This window comes from Mesorhizobium sp. WSM4841 (assembly GCF_055811515.1).
Map to the genome: position 1 here is coordinate 98,905 of NZ_JBVVQC010000002.1, position 17,279 is coordinate 116,183.

A 17,279-nucleotide genomic window follows, 5' to 3' on the forward strand; every position below is an offset into this window, starting at 1 on the left:
GTTAGTCTCCGTCGAGTGATGAGAAGCCAGCGGTCAGGCCGAATTCGGCGGTCAGCCTGGTGCCGATCAGGGTCGTCAGGCTGGATGTCACCAGCGAGAAGTGGTCGAGCTTCTGGCGCAGCGCCGGATCGGCGAGCGCCTTGTCGATCGGACCTCTGATGGCGGTGGCGTCGGCGGCCCCGTTGACGAGCTGGATGTGGATCGATTCCGCCATCCAGCGTGCGTCGGGCGACAGCGCATCGCCAAGCTGCGATGCCTGGAACAGCGCGTCCACGCCTGCAAGATTTCCGGTCAGCGAACGCGCGGTGTTTTGTGAGCGCCAATAGATCGCCTGTCTGGGCTTGTCGGCCTCCGGGCTACTGCCCAGAAAGCCTTTCAGGCGCACGTCACGTACCATCTCCAGTTCGTTGATGAAGACGCCGACCAGTTCGGTCACCGCTTCCGTGCCGTCGCGGTAGAGCGCGTTTTGCGGTCCCGGATTCGCCCAAAGTGCTGCAAAACCGTCGGGCCTGTTCCAGGCGTCGCTGACCTCGGCAGCAATCGTTTTGATGTTGCCGGCGACGGCCGCGCCGTAAGCGCAACGATAGGGATCGTCCTTGCGGGCGAGCCGCTCGGCGCCATCGCCGTAAAGCACGAATTCCAGCGCGCCGAGCCCTTGCATGGCGACGCTCTTTGTCGCCAGCTGGACCGGATCGGCGGCGGTCCGGTCTTTATTGGCCAGCGCCGCCTGCACCTGCCTCAGGCCGATGCTCTTGCGGTCCGGCCAGAACAGCATGCGCTCCAGCCGGTTGTTCTGCGTGATCGGCCCGATGCGGATGATCTCGACGACCGACCAGGCATCCACAGTGCCGGAGAACTCGGCGCGCGCCGCATCGAGATGGTCCTGCGAGGGCGCGTGGCAAAGCGTGCGCATTGCCTTGGTCAGGCTGTCCGCATGGTCATGCAGGCGTGCATAGGCCGGGCGGACAAAGCCGTCGATCGCCCGCTGGATCACGTCGGAAGCCTTGACCGCCGCGGACGCAGGCAATGCACCGGCGAGGACCAGCGGGAGAACCAGACCAAGCGCAAGACGTTTCGACATCAGAACGACTCCAGGAATTTGACCAGTGCGTCGCGATTGGCCGCATCCGCGGCGGCAAAGCGGTCGCGCGCCTTTTGCCCCTCGCCGCCATGCCACAGGATCGCCTCGGTCAGGGTGCGCGCGCGCCCGTCATGCAGGAAGAAGCTGTTGCCGTTGACGGTCTGGGTGAGACCGATGCCCCACAGCGGCGGCGTGCGCCATTCGCTGCCGGTAGCCTCGCCCACCGCTTGCCCGTCGGCGAGGCCCGGCCCCATGTCGTGCAGCAGAAAATCGGAATAGGGCCAGATCAACTGGAAGGCCTGCGCCTTGTTGGGCGTGCCGCGACGGGTGACGAATTTCGGCGTATGGCAGGAAATGCAGCCCATGTCGTAGAACAGCTTCTTGCCGGCCAGCACATCGGGTTTGTCGAGATCGCGCCGCGCCGGCACGGCGAGGTTTTGCGAATAGAAGGTGACGAGGTCCATCACCGGCGACGGCGCCTCGACCGGGCCGAGGCGCTCCTGTGCGCCGTTCGGCATGGCAAGACATGCCTTTTCGGCCGCGGTGCAATCGCCCCAGTGGTTCGGCACTTCCGGCGTCGAAATGCCGATGTCGCCGGCGAATGCGTCCGCCGCTTGCTGGCGGATCGATGGCGTCTGCGCCTTCCAGCCGAAGCGGCCGAGCGTCAGTTCGCCGCTTTGGCCGTCGTGCACGATGTTGGGCCTGCCGGAGATGCCGTCACTATTCCGATCGTCCGGATCGGCATGGGTGAGAATGTCCGCCGGCGCGATCTGCTCGACCAGGCCGAGGCCGATCATCGGCGGCGTCATGCGCGGCGAAAGCGTGGTGTGCGGATCGAGCGGCCCGTTGGCAAGGTCGTCGACCGAATAGCTCGGCTTGCGCAGCGAAACCACTGTACCGTCCGCCAGCGTGACTTTCTGCTCCTGATAGTCGACACGCATCCGGCCTTCGCCCCAAAGGCCTGGAACTGCCAGGTCCTGCAATTGCGAGCCATAGACCGGATCGGGGAAGTTGAGCACCTTGCGGGCGGCCAGCGCTGCCTTCTCCTCCTCGGTGCTCGCTTGCCGCGCCAGCCTCAGGAACATCGAGGTGGTACCGCTGTCGGCTTCCGGCGGATGACCGCGACCGTCCTTCAGATGGCAATTCTGGCACGCCCGCTCGTTGAATAGCGGCCCAAGCCCGTCCGATGCCTGCGTCGACGAGGGCGACGACACCCAGTTCTTGCGGAAAATGGCATTGCCGAGCTTGAAGGTGCCCTCTTCCTCGAAAGTGATATTGGTCGAGGATTGCGAGAAGGCGTCCTTGTTGGCACCTTTCCGCGACGTGCCGGCGCCGCCCTGCATCGGCTCGAACTGCTCGGGCTTGGAAAAATCCTTGGTCGGCCTGGTGATTGCGATGACGCGCGCCAGATCCTTCGGCGTCAGATCGGTGCGGCTCGTGGCGAGGCCCGCCGGTTCGGGCGCGCCGGCCAGCGCCGAGGCCGTATGTGCGACCACTACGGCAAGCGAAAGCCAGCGACGCCAGCTGTATCGCGGGTTTTGCTGGAACGGCAGGCCGTAATCCTCGGCCCGCCGCAAGCGGCGCAAGAAATCTAAGGGGCGCCGCATTCCTGCATGTCCCTAATCCGCCTCGTCGGCCGATGCCGCGTTGAGCTGGCCGTATTTCTCTTCGCCGATCGAGGCGAGCAGGTCGAGTTGCGTCTCGAGGAAATCGATGTGACCTTCCTCGTCGGACAGCAGATCCTCGAACAGCTTCATCGTCACGTAGTCGCCTGCTTCTTCGCAAATCTCACGCGAACGCTTGTAGGCAGTGCGCGCGTCATATTCGCCGGCAAGATCGGATTCGAGCACTTCCTTGACATTCTGTCCGATGCGCAGCGGTGCTACCGACTGCAGGTTCGGATGGCCTTCGAGGAAGATGATGCGAGCCACGAGCCGGTCGGCATGGTGCATCTCCTCGATCGATTCCGCGCGTTCCTTCTTTGCCAGCTTGGCGTATCCCCAGTCTTCCAGCAGCCGGAAATGCACCCAGTACTGATTGACCGCTCCAAGTTCCAGAAACAGAGCCTCGTTAAGCCGCTCTATGATCTGCTGTTCGCCTTTCATGGGTTCTGCTCCCATATTGGACGCGCAGGCCTCTGACGCGATCCAGGTGTGAAACGACATCCACGCCGCTCGCCTCCGAGCGGGTGTGGTAATTTTCGGTTACCCGAATGATCGTTTCGACCACATTTGGGAAGCAGCCGCAACAGCGACCACGCTTCTGCATGGCATGATAGATCTTCGCCGGCACGATAAGCTGCCAGGGATCCTGATCCAGCAGCCCGACGATCGTCTGCTCAATCTCCTTTTCGGTGATGATGTTGCAATGGCAGATCAGCATTATTTGCTCTGTATGGCTGACGGCACTTGCTCGGCGCCGTGTGGCTTATTTCTCAATCGAACCGAAAACCGATTTCCACTTTTCTTTATGCGGACCTTCGGTTCGGGATCGTGCTCAAGGCAACGCCTTACTGGAACACTTTGTCTGGCGCATCGAGGCTGTCGGAGCCCTCGAACGCGATGGCATTGAGTTTCAGGGTGCCGACGGCGCGTTCGATCGATTTGGTCTGGTCGACCAGCGCGTCGATCGCCGCCTGCACGGTGGCATTGCCTTCCGCGTTGCCTTCGCCGATCTGCTGGTCATAGGCCTCGCCGCCAAGCGCCCGCGCCTTGATGGCTTCCATCTTGGCGACGGTGACATCCAGCTTGTCCGACAGTTCCTTGTCGATCGCCGGATCGGCCTCCTTGACCATGTCGGATACCGAGGGGCCTTCGACGACGGTGCCGTCGAGGCGCGTGTAGCTGCCACGGTAGGCGGCGCGAATGCCGACGACATCGTAGAGATGCGAGTCGTAGGTGTTGTCGGAGAAGCAGTCGTGCTCCTCTTCCGGGTCGTGCAGCAGCAGGCCGAGCTTCATGCGCTCGCCGGCGAGTTCGCCATAGGACAGCGAGCCCATGCCGGTGAGGATGGCCGAGATGCCGGCTTTCGGCTCGCCATCGACAAGGTTCTTGCGGGCGCCGCCGCCCTCCTTCCAATCGTTGACCATATCCTGCAGATCGGAAACCAGAAGGTCGCTCGCCGACTTCAGATACTGCGCGCGACGATCGCAATTGCCGCCGGTGCAGTTGGCGAGATCGTAGTCCGTATAGGGCCGCTCGCCGGCGCCCGGGCCGGTGCCGTGCAGGTCCTGGCCCCACAGCAGGAATTCGATGGCGTGATAGCCGGTCGCCACATTGGCCTCGATGCCGCCGGCCTCCTGCAGCGTGCCGGAGAGGAACTCCGGCGTCAGATTGGTGGCGTCGATCTTCTTGCCGTCGACCTCGATCGACTTGTTGGCGATCACATTGGCGGTGTAGAGCGCATTCGCGTCCGACTCGGTGCCGTAGTTCTCGGCGACATAGTCGATCAGCCCCTCGTCCAGCGGCCAGGCATTCACCTTGCCTTCCCAGTCGTCGACGATGGCATTGCCGAAGCGGTACACTTCGGTCTGCTGATAGGGAACGCGCGACGCCTTCCAGGCCTCGCGGGCGGCAGTCAGCGTTTCCACCGAAGGTTTGGCGAGCAGCGCCTCAACGGCCTTGTCGAGCGCCTGCGCCGCGGTCAGCGAATCCTGATACTTGGCGAGCGCAATGTCGGAATAGGTCTTGATGACCGCCTTGGCATCGGTTTCAGCCTTGGCCGGCAACACGAATATCGCCGCCGTCAATGCCGCCGTAGCGCCGATCGCGGCGAGCCTGCCATATCGTGCCGTGATCATCGCTCTCATGATTGTCATCTCCTCGGAATTCAGTGAAATGCCGGCGCCAAAGGCGCGTCGGCAGGCAATCGGCGCCAAGGCAGGTCCCTGCCATTGGGCGAGAAACAGGCCGCGGCATAGCGCGGTTTGCGGAAGAAAGACATCGAAATGCCTCCAATCGAAAGGGTTCAAGGCCCAGACATCAAAGGGATGCGCTTGACGCGCAAGCTTCCATAAAGCGATGAAGGCACCGGAAGTCAACCAATTTCAGAGAGAAAAGCCAATCGAAACAACAGTTTAGAATTATTCTAAACTGCAAGTGTCAACTTTAGCCGTATTTTACCGTGTCGTCGTTAAACGGCACTATTGACGGACCGCCATTCCGGGTGCGACCCGCAAAGGCGGTCTTGCGGCGGCGCCAGACAATCGCCACTTGGCGAGACGTCCTAGACTTGGATTAAGGAATTGGGGCTGCGATGAAAAACGGTGTGGTCATTGTCGGTGCGGGTCATGCGGGCGTGCAAGCGGCCGCCAGCCTGCGCGAGGACGGGTACGACGGACCCGTGATCCTCGTCAGTGACGAGCACGAACTGCCCTACCACAAGCCGCCGCTGTCGAAGACCTTCATCAAGGATCAAGAGGCCAAACCGCAGCCGCTGCGCGGTGAGGCGTTTTATACCGGCAGCGCGATCGACTACCGGCCGGGCATTCGAATCGAGCGCATCGATGCCGGCGGCCGCAGGCTGGAGATATCAGGGGGTGGCGTGCTGCCGTTCGACCGGCTCATCCTGGCGACCGGTTCGCGGCCGCGCATCCTGCCGCTGCCGGGTTCGGATTTTTCAGGCGTTGTGTCGCTGCGCTCGCTCGCCGACGCGCGGCTGATCCGTGAATTGAGCGCACGGAGCGAGGATGTCGTCATCCTCGGCGGCGGCTTCATCGGACTGGAGATCGCCGCAACGCTCAAAGCGGCCGGCCGCAAGGTCACGGTAGTCGAGGCGGTCGACCGACTGCTCGGCCGGGCAGTGGCGCCGGTCATCGCGCGCCATGTACGGCAGCGGCTGGAAGCGACCGGTGTCCGCATCCTTACCGGCACCACGATTGCGCGGCTCGAAGGTGAGAGCGGCCGTGTCGCGGCCGCGGTCACCTCAAGCGGCGAGCGCCTGCCGGCGCAGATGGTCATCGTCGGCATCGGCGTCGTTCCGAATGTCGAACTGGCGCAAGCCGCAGGCATCGCTATCGCCAACGGCATCAGCGTCGACCAGCAGATGCGCACGTCGGTGCCCGAAATCCTCGCCATCGGCGACGCCGCCTCCTACCGGCACTGGCTCACCGGCGGCGATGTGCGGCTGGAATCGGTGCAGAATGCCACCGACCAGGCACGTCTTGCCGCCCGCACCATCGTCGGCCATGCGGACGCCTTTGCGGCGGTGCCATGGTTCTGGTCCGACATCGGCGACATGAAGCTGCAGATGGTCGGCCTGATTTCGGGCGGCGACAGCCATGTCGTGCTGGGCGATGTCAACGAGAACAGATTCTCCATCTATCACTATGCTGGAAATCGTCTGCTCGGCATCGAATCGGTCAATCGGCCGGGCGACCATATGCTTGGCCGCAAGATGCTCGGCGCCGGCTTCTCGCCGATGCCGCAGACAGTTGCGACGGGGCCGGACGGACTGAAGGCGGCGCTCGCCGCCTTCCAGCAGGAAGAGCCCGTCCGCGCCGCTGAATAAGGATATGTTGATATTCAGGTGATGCCGGCCTGCGAACGGCGGTTTCCTGCGCTTCCGGTACTCACGTACCCGAAAGTACGCTCCGTTCCGGTTCTCGGAACCCACCATTCTCGGCGCGGCCTGACCTGAATCTCATCACATCCCGGAGCAGACGAGGGTCAGGCGGCGCGGACCTCGCGGATCGAGCTTTCCAGGATGTCGAGCGCTTCGTTCATGACTTCGTCCTGGATGGTGATCGGCGCCAGGAAACGGATGACGTTGCCATAGACGCCGCAGGTGAGCAGGATCAGGCCCTTGTCGAGCGCCTTCAGCCGGACTGCATTGGCGATCTCGGCCGACGGCAAGCCCTTCTTCACGTCGTTGAACTCGACAGCGTTCATGAAGCCGGGGCCTCTGATATCGACGATCTCGGGCGTGTCGTCGCGGATCGATTGCAAACGCTGCTTTAGCCTGTTGCCCAGCGTGTTGGCGCGGTCGCAGAGCTTTTCCTCTTCGATCACGTCGAGCACGGCATGCGCCGCGGCGACGCCGATCGGGCTACCGCCATAGGTGCCGCCGAGCCCGCCTGGGTTCGGCGCATCCATGATCTCGGCGCGGCCGGTGACCGCCGCCAGCGGGAAGCCGCCGGCCAGGCTCTTGGCCATTGTGGTGATGTCGGGCGCCACTTCGTGGTGATCCATGGCGAACATCTTTCCGGTGCGGGCAAAGCCGGTCTGCACCTCGTCGGCGATCAACAGCATGCCATGCTGGTCGCAGATCTTGCGCAGCGCCGTCATAAACTCACGCGGCGCCTCGTAAAATCCGCCCTCGCCCTGCACCGGCTCGACGATGATGGCGGCGACGCGGGCCGGATCGACATCGGCCTTGAACAGCCGGTCGAGCGCGGCCAGCGAATCGGCGACCGAGATCCCGTGCAGCGCCACCGGGAACGGCGCGTGGAAGACATCGGCCGGCATGGCGCCGAAGCCGACCTTGTAGGGCACGACCTTGCCGGTCAGCGCCATGCCCATGAAGGTGCGGCCGTGGAAGCCGCCGGCGAAGGCGATGACCGCCGGCCGGCCGGTGGCATTGCGGGCGATCTTGACGGCGTTCTCCACCGCCTCGGCGCCGGTGGTGACGAAGATCGTCTTCTTGTCGAATTTGCCCGGCAGCATGCCGTTCAGCCGTTCGGCCAGCCTGACATAGCTCTCATAAGGCACCACCTGGTGGCAGGTGTGGGTGAAGCGGTCGAGCTGCGCCTTGACCGCCTCGATCACCTTGGGGTGGCGGTGGCCGGTGTTGACGACGGCGATGCCCGAGGAGAAATCGATGTAGCGGCGGCCTTCGACATCCCAGATTTCCGAATTTTCGGCGCGGTCGGCATAGATTTGCGTGGTCACGCCGACGCCGCGTGAAATCGACTGGTTCTTGCGTTCGGAAATGGCTGAATTCTTCATGATGTCCCTCGCCGGGCCGGCGCCCGTTCTCGTTTGGATGACTGCCGGGAATTGTTCTGACCTTATTTCACGTTTTCCTCAAGTTGGCACCGTCGCCGGCTCGTTGGGCCTGCCGCCGTTAAGGTCGTGTTCCTTCGCGCCCCCCTCTGGCCTGCCGGCCATCTCCCCCACAAGGGGGGAGATCGGCAGCTTCGTCGACGGCGCTCCTTCTACAACGTTCGCGATTGGCGAAATCAGTGGTGGCGGCCAATCTCCCCACCCGTGGGGGAGATGGCCGGCAGGCCAGAGGGGGGCGCCAAGGAATGCGACATATGGAATAAAAGATACTCTAAGCCCTGACAAACCCCTCGCTGGCCCTGAGCAAATTGCGCGTATAATCCTTGCTGACGCGGCGCTCGACGAGGTCGTTCGCGGTGAGGTGCTCGACCGCCTCGCCGTTCTGCATCACCATCAGCCGCTCGCACATATGGGTGATGATGGCGAGGTCGTGGCTGACCATCAGGAAGGTCAGCTTGCGCCGCCGCCGGATCTCCTCCAGCAGGTTGAGCACCTCGGCCTGCACGGAGGCGTCGAGTGCCGAGGTCGGCTCGTCGAGCAGCAGGATCGACGGTTCGAGGATCAGGGCACGCGCAATCGCCACGCGCTGGCGCTGGCCGCCCGACAATTGATGCGAATAACGGAAGCGGAAGCCGGTTCCAAGGCCAACCTCATCCAGCGCCCGCTGGATGCGCTTCTCACTATCGGCAAAGCCGTGGATGGCGAGCGGCTCCTGCAGCAGGCGGTCGACGGTCTGGCGCGGATGCAGCGAGCCGTAAGGGTCCTGGAAGACCATCTGCACTTCGCGATAAAAGGCCTTGTCGCGGCGCGCACCGAGTTTTTTGCCGTTGACGGTGATGCTGCCCGAAGCGGCCGGCGCGAGACCGGCGATCGCCCTCAGCAGCGTGGATTTGCCGGAGCCGGATTCGCCGACCAGGCCGAAGGTTTCGCCGGATTGCACTTCGAGGCTGACGCCCTTCAGCGCGCGAAACCGGTCGAAGATCACCTCCAGCCTGTCGACGGAAAGCGCTGATGTCATGCCGCCCACTCCGGCCTGCGGTCGAGCACCGGCAGCGGGTGACGGTCGGCGCCGATCTTGGGCATGCAGTTGAGCAGGCCGCGCGTATACGGATGCTGGGCGCGGCCGAGTTCCGATGCCTTGAGCTGCTCGACCACCTTGCCGGCATACATGACGATCACCCGGTCGCAGAAGGACGAGACCAGGCGCAGATCGTGCGAGATGAAGATCAGCCCCATGCCGCGCTCGCTGACCAGCCGGTCGAGGATGCCGAGCACGTCGAGCTGCACGGTGACATCGAGCGCCGAGGTCGGCTCGTCGGCGATCATCATTTCAGGCCCGGCGATCAGCATCATGGCGATCATGGCGCGCTGGCCCATGCCGCCCGACACCTCATGCGGATGCAGGTCGAAGACACGGGCCGGATCGCGGATCTGCACCGCCTCCAGCATGGCGAGCGCGCGGTCGCGGGCCTCCGCCTGGCCGACCTTCTCATGCGTGCGCAGCGTCTCGACGATCTGTCGGCCGATGCTCATCACCGGGTCGAGCGAATATTTCGGATCCTGCAGGATCATGGCGATGCGCTTGCCGCGCAGCGCCCGGCGGTCGCGGGGCGAGGCCGCGAGCAGGTCGATGCCGTCGAAAGCAAGTTTCCTGGCGGTGACCTCGGCCTGCGGCGGGGTCAGGCCCATGATGGCGCGGCCGGTCTGCGACTTGCCGGAACCGCTCTCGCCGACGATGCCGAGCCGTTCGCGGCCGAGCGAAAAGGAAACGCCGCGCACCGCCTCGATCCGGCCGGTGCGCGTCGGGAAGGTGACGCGCAGATCGTCGACCTCCAGCAGGGTGCTCGTTGGGTCGCCGTTCATTGGTCGCCGCTTCGGGGGTCGAGCGCGTCGCGCAGGCCGTCGCCGAGCAGGTTGAAGCCCAGGCTGACGATGAGGATGGCAAAGCCCGGTGCACCGGCCACCCACCATTGGTCGAGCACGAAGCGGCGGCCCGAAGCGATCATCGCGCCCCATTCCGGCAGTGGCGGTTGCGCGCCGAGGCCGAGGAAGCCGAGACCGGCGGCGGTCAGGATGATACCGGCCATGTCGAGCGTCACCCTGACGATCAGCGACGAGATGCAGAGCGGCATGATGTGGCGCAGCACGATGCGGAACGGCGAAGCACCCATCAATTGCACCGCCTTGATGTAATCCGAATTGCGCACGGTGAGCGTTTCGGCACGGGCAATTCGCGCGTAAGGCGGCCAGGAGGTGACGGCGATGGCGAGCACCGCATTCTCGATGCCGGGGCCGAGTGCCGCGACGAATGCCAGCGCCAGGATCAGCTTCGGAAACGCCAGAAAGATGTCGGTGATGCGCATCAGGATCGCATCGATCCAGCCGCCGGCATAGCCGGCGACGGTGCCGACCAGCAGGCCGATAGGGGCGGCGATGATGGCGACGAGAATGACGACGTAAAGCGTCCAGCGCGAGCCGAAGATGACGCGCGAAAGGATGTCGCGGCCGAGGTCGTCGGTGCCGAACCAGTGCTCGGCACTTGGCGCCAGCAGCCGCGAGCCCTTGAGGTCGCCGAATGTTGGCGAATAGGGCGCCAGCACATCGGCAAAGGCGGCGACCACCAGCAAAGCGATGATGATGAGCAGGCCGAGAAACGCCAGCCGGTTGGCGGAAAAGCGCCGCCACGCCACATAGGCACGGCCGAGCCTTGCCTGCATGCGCGAAGCCGGCCGCTCGCTGAGCAGCCAGTCGCGACGGCTTTGTATCGCTTCTGCGCTCATCGTACCTTGGTCCTTGGGTCGAGCACCCGGTAGAGCAGGTCCGACAGGAGATTGATGCCGATGAAAACCGAGCCGATGATGATGGTGCCGCCGAGCACCGCGTTCATGTCGGCGTTCTGCAGGGAATTGGTGATGTAGAGGCCGATGCCCGGCCATGAAAACACGGTCTCGGTCAGCACCGAGCCTTCGAGCAGGCCGGCATAGGAGAGCGCAATCACGGTGACCATCGGCACCGCCGCGTTGCGCAGCGCGTGGCCCCAGATGATGCGTGTTTCCGACAGGCCCTTGGCGCGCGCCGCCACGATATATTCCTGGGCAAGCTCGTTCAGCATGAACGATCGCGTCATCCGGCTGATGTAGGCGAGCGAGAAATAGCCAAGCAGCGAGGCCGGCAGGATGATGTGGCGGAAGGCATCGCGAAACACATCCCACTGCCGCTGCCACAGCGCATCCAAGAGATAAAAGCCGGTGATCGGCGTGAAGGTGTATTCGTAGACAATGTCGAGACGGCCGGGAAAAGCCACCCATTGCAGCCTGGCATAGAACAGCACGAGCGCCAGCAGTCCCAGCCAAAAGATCGGCACGGAATAGCCGACCAGGCCGATGATCCGCACGATCTGGTCGATGATGCTGCCGCGCCGCACCGCAGCCAGCACGCCGAGCGGCACACCAAGCAATGCACCGATCAGCGTTCCCAGCGTCGCCAGCTCGATCGTCGCCGGAAAGGCGCGGCGAATGTCGGTCATCACCGGGTTGGTGGTCAGCACCGAGGTGCCGAAATTGCCGTTCAGGGCATTCTTCACATAGATGTAGAACTGCTCGATCAGCGGCAGGTCGAGACCCATCTCGCGGCGCGTCCGCTCGACGACATTGGCCGGCGCTCGGTCGCCGAGCACCGCCAGCACCGGATCGATGGGGATCACCCGGCCGATGAAGAAGGTCACCGCGAGAAGACCGAGATAGGTGGTTATCGCGATGACCAGGAAGCGGGCGATCGCCGACGCGACAGCGACAGCACGGGCGCTGTCGCGCCCTGCCGTCGCTTCGCTATCAACCGTGCTCATGCGGCGCGTCCGCCGGCATCACTCCTTGGAGATCTGGCCGACGAAGTTGGTGTCGAAGCTCGGGCCGAGCTCAAAGCCCTTGAGGTTCTTGCGCAGGCCGGCCACTTCCAGCTGCTGGTGGATGATGATGAAAGGACTGGTTTCGAGGACCTTCTTCTGCAGGTCCTGGTACATTGCGGCGCGCTTGGCAGCATCCTTCTCGAGCAACGCCGCTTCCGTCTGCTTGGTCAACTCCGGAATATCCCAGGCGTTGCGCCAGGCCAGCGTCTTGGTCTTGCCTTCATCCGAATTGTCGGAGTTGCTGGCGAAGGTCTGGGCATTGGAGTTCGGATCGAAGTAGTCCTGACCCCACTGGCCGATATAGATGTCGTGGTTGCGGGCGCGGTATTTGGTCAGCGTCTGCTTGCCGTCGCCGGGAATGATCTCCAGCTTGATGCCGGCCTGTCCCAGCGTCTGCTGGAACGATTCCGCCATGCCGGTCACCGGCTGGGTGTTGCGTACGTCCATGGTGACGCTGAAGCCGTCGGCCAAGCCGGCCTTGGCAAGCAGTTCCTTGGCCTTGGCGAGATCGAAGGTGAACGGATTCTCGTCTAGCTCGCCAAGCACGCCTTTCGGCAGGAAGGTCTGGTGGATCTCGCCGATGCCCTTGAGGATAGTCGAGCTCAAGGCATCATAGTCGACAAGATATTTGAAGGCCTGGCGAACCTCGGGCTTGACGAGGTTCGGATTCTTCTGGTTGAGGCTGATGTAAAAGACCGTGCCCTTCGGCGCGCTGGTGGTGGTGAGATCGGCGTTCTTGGCGATGGCGTCGAGGTCGTTCGGCTCGAGATTGCGGGCAACGTCGATGTCGCCGGCCTCCAGCGCCAGGCGCTGGCCCGAGCTTTCCTTCATGTTGCGGTAGATGACGCGGGCAAGCTTGGCCTTTTCGCCGTGATAATTGTCGTTGCGCTCCATCACGACGACCTCGTTGGCCCGCCATTCGCGCAGCTTGAAGGCGCCGGAGCCGGCATAGCCGGTCTTCAGCCAGGCATTGCCGAAGTCATTGTCGTATTTGTAGTCGGCACTCGGCGTCACCGCGGCGACATGTTCCTTGACCAGCTTGGCGTCGACGACCGAGGCGACGGTTGCCGACAGACAGTTCAGGACGAAGCTCGGCGCATAGGTCTTGTCGACGGTGAACTGGAACGTCGTGTCATCGACAGCCTTGGCCTTCTCGGTGACGTTGTCGCCATTGATGCCGAACTGGCCGATGATGAAGGCCGGGCTCTTGTCGAGCTTGATGGCGCGCTCAAACGAATAGGCGACGTCCGCCGCGGTGATCGGGTTGCCCGAGGCAAATTTCAGGCCGGGCTTGAGCTTGAAGGTGTAGGTCAGGCCGTCGTCGGAGACAGTCCAGCTTTCGGCGAGATCGCCCTTGACCTTGGAGGTATCGCTGAGATCGAGGCGGACAAGAAGATCGTAAGTGTTGCCAGTGACCTCTGCGGTCGACAGCTCGAACGCCTCGCCCGGATCCATCGAGATGATGTCGTCGATCGCGAAACCCTCGACCAGCGTGTCGGCCGGCGTGACGGCAAGGGCAGGCGCACCGGCCAGAAGCAACGCGGACATGGCTGCGCCGGCGAGCAAGATGCGGGAGCGTAGAGCAAACTTTTCCATCATCATTTGTACCTGTTCCCTGTTTTTGTTGACCTGAGTTCCCGGCTCAGGGTTTTGGCATTTACTTGCCAAATCGAACGGTGACCCTGAACCGGTCGTCTTGGTGATTTTTATCCAGTTCGGCCTCACCATATCTGGCGGTTTCAGGCGCGGCAACGAGCATTTGCAAAGCTGTTTGTTGGACCAGATCAGGCAGCCAGCATCGCCGAAAGCGACACCCGCAGTGCAGCTATTTCAACGCGGTCACCAGGTCTGCGTCTGGAAAACAGGTGGCGGCGCGACCGTTCTTCGCTTGCCATTTGCCGATCGACCGGCGTGTCTTGAAACCGGGCAAACCGTCGGCGCTGCCGACATCGTGGCCCTCGGCCTCCAGCGCCCGCTGCAAGGCGGAGATATCAGACCTGTGGAGCCCGCCGACCGCGCCCCAACGCCCTGAAAAATTGCTGTCGCCGTGGGCGATGCGGTCAGCGCCATGACCAATGAACAGGGCGTAGAGATCGCTGGTGTTGTATTGCTTCAGCACGTAGAAATTGGGCGTGACGATGAAGGCCGGACCGCTGCGCCCGGCCGGCATCAAAAGAAAGCCTTCGGCCTTCAACTCGCGCGCCGGAAACGGCTTTGGCGTGGCACGTTCGATGCCCATATCAGCCCACTCGGAAATCCTCTTGCCCTGATCCGGCCCTTCGAGCGAACAGGAGACCGCTTCCGGGACTGTCACCTCGAAGCCCCAGCCGCGGCCCTTCACCCAGCCATAGTGGACGAGATAGTTGGCAATCGAGGCCAGCGTGTCCGGCACCGAGTTCCAGATGTCGACCCGGCCGTCGCCATCGAAGTCGACGGCATGTCTGAGGAACGAACTCGGCATGAACTGCGGCTGGCCGAGTGCACCTGCCCAGGACGATTTCATCGCCCCAACCGGGGCCAGCCCGCGCTCGACGATCTCGAGTGCTGCCATGAGCTCGGTGCGAAAGAAGTCCTTCCTGGTCGCCATGAACGCCTTGGTGCCTAGCACCTCGAACGCATCGTAAGGCATCTTCGCCGCACCAAAGCCGCTCTCGCGACCCCAGATCGCCAGCAGCACCTCGCCCGGCACGCCGTAGCGCTTCTCAATCGCGGCGATCGTCCCGGCATTGGCCGCCGCATGCGTCCGCCCACCGGCGGTCACGGCGCGAACCGTCTTTTCGGCGAAATAGGCGCCGGGCGAACCGAACTCGGCCTGATGCTGCTTTTGCGGCGTCGTCGCCTTCTTGCCCGGCATCACCAGGTCGGGCAGTTTGAGGTTCGGTTTGAGGCCGTCGAAGGCGGCGTCGAAGGTTTTTCTGGAGATGCCCTTGGCGCTGGCTTCCGGCCAGAGATCGCTGCTGAGCCAGGCGTGGAACTGGTCGTCGATTTTTGCGGCGGAAGCGGGGGTGGCGAGGAGCGTGATTAGTGCGACCAGAAGAAATGCAAAGCTGAGTTTGCGAAGGTCGCGATCCGTCGCGCCCCCCTCTGTCCTGCCGGACATCTCCCCCACTTGGGGGGAGATCGGCAGCGTCGCGGACAGCGCCTGTTCAACAACGTTGGAGATTGGCAAAAGCCGAGATGACATCCAATCTCCCCCCTTGTGGGGGAGATGTCCGGCAGGACAGAGGGGGGCGCGACGGAATGCAATCATCTCAATAGGCCCCCCTTCCTCAAAACGCCGTCCGCGAGCGCAGCGCGGCGGCCAGCGTGCCTTCGTCGAGATAGTCGAGTTCGCCGCCGACCGGCACGCCATGCGCTAGCCGCGTAACTTTGATGTCGAAGCCGGACAATTGATCGGTGAGATAATGCGCGGTGGTCTGGCCCTCGACCGTGGCGTTGACGGCAAGGATCACCTCCTTGACCTCGCCACCGGCGACGCGGTCGACCAGCGAGCGAATGTTGAGCTGCTCGGGGCCGATGCCGTCAAGCGGCGACAGCGAGCCGCCGAGCACGTGATAGCGGACATTCATGGCGGCCGCCCGCTCCAGCGCCCACAGGTCGGCCACGTCCTCGACGACGATGAGCGTGCCGGCGTCGCGGCGCGGATCGGTGCAGATCATGCAGGGGTCGGATGTATCGACATTGCCGCAGGTCGAGCAGATGCGCACCTTGTCGACCGCCTCGCTCATGGCGGCGGCCAGCGGCGACAGCAACTGCTCCTTCTTCTTGATGAGGTGAAGCGCTGCTCGCCTGGCCGAACGGGGTCCAAGCCCCGGCACCTTGGCCAGAAGCTGGATCAGGCGTTCGATCTCGGGACCGGCGATTCGCTTCGACATCGCATCGGTTTATGATTTTTCCGCACGCTTTGGAACACTCCTGCGGCGCGGCTGCCACGAAACAATCGCTCAGGTTTGCGCTGCCCCTCATTGCCCTGCCGGGCATTTCTCCCCGTATAGTGACGGGGAGAAGGGCGCCTTCGCAAAAGATTTCGCCAATCTCAAGCGCGCAGGAAAGGTGCCAAGGTTGCAGCCAGCCCCTTCTCCCCGTTCCACGGGGAGAAGATGCCGGCAGGCAGATGAGGGGCGGCGCCGACGTCGACGATCGATCGCCTCAGTAGGCTTCCAGCGGCCTGCCCTGGCCGGCGATCATCGCGCCAATGGCGTCGGTGTTCTCGGGTGTCGATTCAAACGACATGGTCGGCTCGGCCGGCGCCGCCGGGAATGACGTGACCGGTCGCGCACTGGCGGTGCCGCCGAAACGGGCGGCGTCCGGCTCCTGCATCGGCTGTTGCATCGCCACAAGGGTCGCCTTCTCCGGCGTCGCCTTCTTGGGGACCGCTGGTTGCGATGCGACCGCGGTTACATAGGTTGCGTTGGTGGATGTTGCCTTGGCGAATTCTGGCTTGGCGGCCGGCGCCGCGGAGGCCACGAGCGTCACCGGTGCGGCGCGCGCCGAATTCCGCGGTGCGGACTGTGCCATGGCGACCGTGGGCTCGTCCGGCAACGGTTTCCAGTTCCGGCCGCGCTTTTCGTAGAAGGCGTTGCCGCCGGCGACCATGGTGTAGTGCATGTTCTTGTAGGGGAAACGCAGGCCGGCGGTGTGAAAGAACATCGAGTTCTTCAGCTTGGCCTTGCGCTCGCCCTTGAGCACCGCCTCGGCGGCTTCCTCGACATCGGGCATCGCCTTCGAATTCATCCGCCGTGTCATCACGCCCGGCGCGAACTGGCCACGCTCGCCGACTACCTCACAGATGGTGTTGCCGTGCTTGCCGGAGCGCAGCCGGTTCATGACCACCGTGCCGACAGCAATCATGCCGTCACGGCTCGACCGGTTGGATTCGAAGAACATCGCGCGCTGGAGGCACTCCTTGTCCTTCGCTGTGTGGCTGTAGGGCCGGGACCCGACGGCATCGGTCAGGCTGGCCACGGACAGGCCGTGCGTGGTCTGACTGCAGGCGGCCAAAAACAGCGGAGAGGTGATGACGCCGAGCAGCAACGGCGTCTTCCATCGGGTCGCGATCAAAGATATCCCCTCATTTTGTCGCCAGCCCGCCCCTGGTTGCGGCAAGAATGAGACACTTTCAGGCAAAAAGATGGCTAAAGCGTTATTAAGTGTGCGGAGTTGCCGAATGGACACACCGGTGGAGCAAGCGACCGCCGGATCGCGGCATGGCACTCCATGGCCACTATAACGGCATGGATCCTATCTTAGGATCTCCACAGGAGGGGCTTCCCCAAGGCTGGAGCAATGGGCT

15 protein-coding genes are annotated in these 17,279 nt (G+C 63.5%); 1 reads left to right on the forward strand and 14 read right to left on the reverse strand.

What is annotated here, in order from left to right:
* Position 1: 1 nt before the first annotated feature.
* The 5 genes from AC0L14_RS02500 to AC0L14_RS02520 form a co-directional block, all read right to left on the reverse strand.
* Positions 2-1,081, reverse strand: a complete 1,080-nt coding sequence (locus tag AC0L14_RS02500; protein ID WP_473748557.1) for an imelysin family protein — start codon at positions 1,079-1,081, stop codon at positions 2-4.
* The gene (locus AC0L14_RS02505; protein ID WP_473748558.1) at positions 1,081-2,688 is read right to left on the reverse strand and encodes a di-heme oxidoreductase family protein; all 1,608 of its coding nucleotides are present in this window, start codon (positions 2,686-2,688) and stop codon (positions 1,081-1,083) included. Before AC0L14_RS02505 ends, AC0L14_RS02500 begins: the two co-directional genes overlap by 1 nt.
* Before the next feature lie 12 nt (positions 2,689-2,700).
* Positions 2,701-3,186, reverse strand: coding sequence for a bacterioferritin (bfr, locus tag AC0L14_RS02510; RefSeq protein ID WP_077377191.1), 486 nt, complete (start codon positions 3,184-3,186; stop codon positions 2,701-2,703).
* Entirely contained in the window at positions 3,152-3,463 is a 312-nt protein-coding gene (locus AC0L14_RS02515) for a (2Fe-2S)-binding protein (RefSeq protein ID WP_123146504.1), read from the reverse strand. Before AC0L14_RS02515 ends, bfr begins: the two co-directional genes overlap by 35 nt.
* Positions 3,464-3,590: 127 nt before the next feature.
* Positions 3,591-4,880 carry an imelysin family protein gene (locus AC0L14_RS02520; RefSeq protein ID WP_473748694.1) on the reverse strand — a complete coding sequence of 430 codons (1,290 nt, stop codon included), beginning with the start codon at positions 4,878-4,880 and terminating at the stop codon, positions 3,591-3,593.
* Positions 4,881-5,335: 455 nt separating this feature from the next.
* Here AC0L14_RS02520 and AC0L14_RS02525 point away from each other — a divergent pair, with 455 nt between their 5' ends.
* Positions 5,336-6,589 (forward strand): NAD(P)/FAD-dependent oxidoreductase, encoded by a 1,254-nt coding sequence (locus tag AC0L14_RS02525; protein ID WP_123146503.1) that lies wholly within the window; start codon positions 5,336-5,338, stop codon positions 6,587-6,589.
* Positions 6,590-6,747: 158 nt separating this feature from the next.
* Here the strand turns inward: AC0L14_RS02525 and AC0L14_RS02530 are convergent, their stop codons facing one another.
* The 9 genes from AC0L14_RS02530 to AC0L14_RS02570 all read right to left on the reverse strand — a co-directional run bounded on the left by AC0L14_RS02530 (position 6,748) and on the right by AC0L14_RS02570 (position 17,047).
* Positions 6,748-8,025, reverse strand: a complete 1,278-nt coding sequence (locus tag AC0L14_RS02530) for a 4-aminobutyrate--2-oxoglutarate transaminase (RefSeq protein WP_473748560.1) — start codon at positions 8,023-8,025, stop codon at positions 6,748-6,750.
* A gap of 328 nt (positions 8,026-8,353) precedes the next feature.
* Complete coding sequence (locus AC0L14_RS02535; protein ID WP_473526089.1) at positions 8,354-9,100, reverse strand: ABC transporter ATP-binding protein; 747 nt, start codon at positions 9,098-9,100, stop codon at positions 8,354-8,356.
* Complete coding sequence (locus AC0L14_RS02540; RefSeq protein ID WP_473526090.1) at positions 9,097-9,945, reverse strand: ABC transporter ATP-binding protein; 849 nt, start codon at positions 9,943-9,945, stop codon at positions 9,097-9,099. The genes AC0L14_RS02535 and AC0L14_RS02540 overlap by 4 nt, the downstream gene beginning before the upstream one ends.
* On the reverse strand, positions 9,942-10,862 hold the full coding sequence (nikC, locus tag AC0L14_RS02545; RefSeq protein WP_473483912.1) for a nickel transporter permease: 921 nt from the start codon (positions 10,860-10,862) through the stop codon (positions 9,942-9,944). The genes AC0L14_RS02540 and nikC overlap by 4 nt, the downstream gene beginning before the upstream one ends.
* On the reverse strand, positions 10,859-11,926 hold the full coding sequence (locus tag AC0L14_RS02550) for an ABC transporter permease (protein ID WP_473483915.1): 1,068 nt from the start codon (positions 11,924-11,926) through the stop codon (positions 10,859-10,861). The genes nikC and AC0L14_RS02550 overlap by 4 nt, the downstream gene beginning before the upstream one ends.
* Before the next feature lie 18 nt (positions 11,927-11,944).
* On the reverse strand, positions 11,945-13,588 hold the full coding sequence (locus AC0L14_RS02555; RefSeq protein ID WP_473748561.1) for an ABC transporter substrate-binding protein: 1,644 nt from the start codon (positions 13,586-13,588) through the stop codon (positions 11,945-11,947).
* A 223-nt stretch (positions 13,589-13,811) separates the two neighbouring features.
* Positions 13,812-15,086 carry a lytic murein transglycosylase gene (locus AC0L14_RS02560; RefSeq protein WP_473748695.1) on the reverse strand — a complete coding sequence of 425 codons (1,275 nt, stop codon included), beginning with the start codon at positions 15,084-15,086 and terminating at the stop codon, positions 13,812-13,814.
* 169 nt (positions 15,087-15,255) lie between these two features.
* Positions 15,256-15,861, reverse strand: a complete 606-nt coding sequence (gene recR / locus AC0L14_RS02565; protein ID WP_023802085.1) for a recombination mediator RecR — start codon at positions 15,859-15,861, stop codon at positions 15,256-15,258.
* Positions 15,862-16,135: 274 nt separating this feature from the next.
* Positions 16,136-17,047, reverse strand: coding sequence for a cell wall hydrolase (locus tag AC0L14_RS02570; protein ID WP_473748562.1), 912 nt, complete (start codon positions 17,045-17,047; stop codon positions 16,136-16,138).
* Positions 17,048-17,279 lie beyond the last annotated feature (232 nt).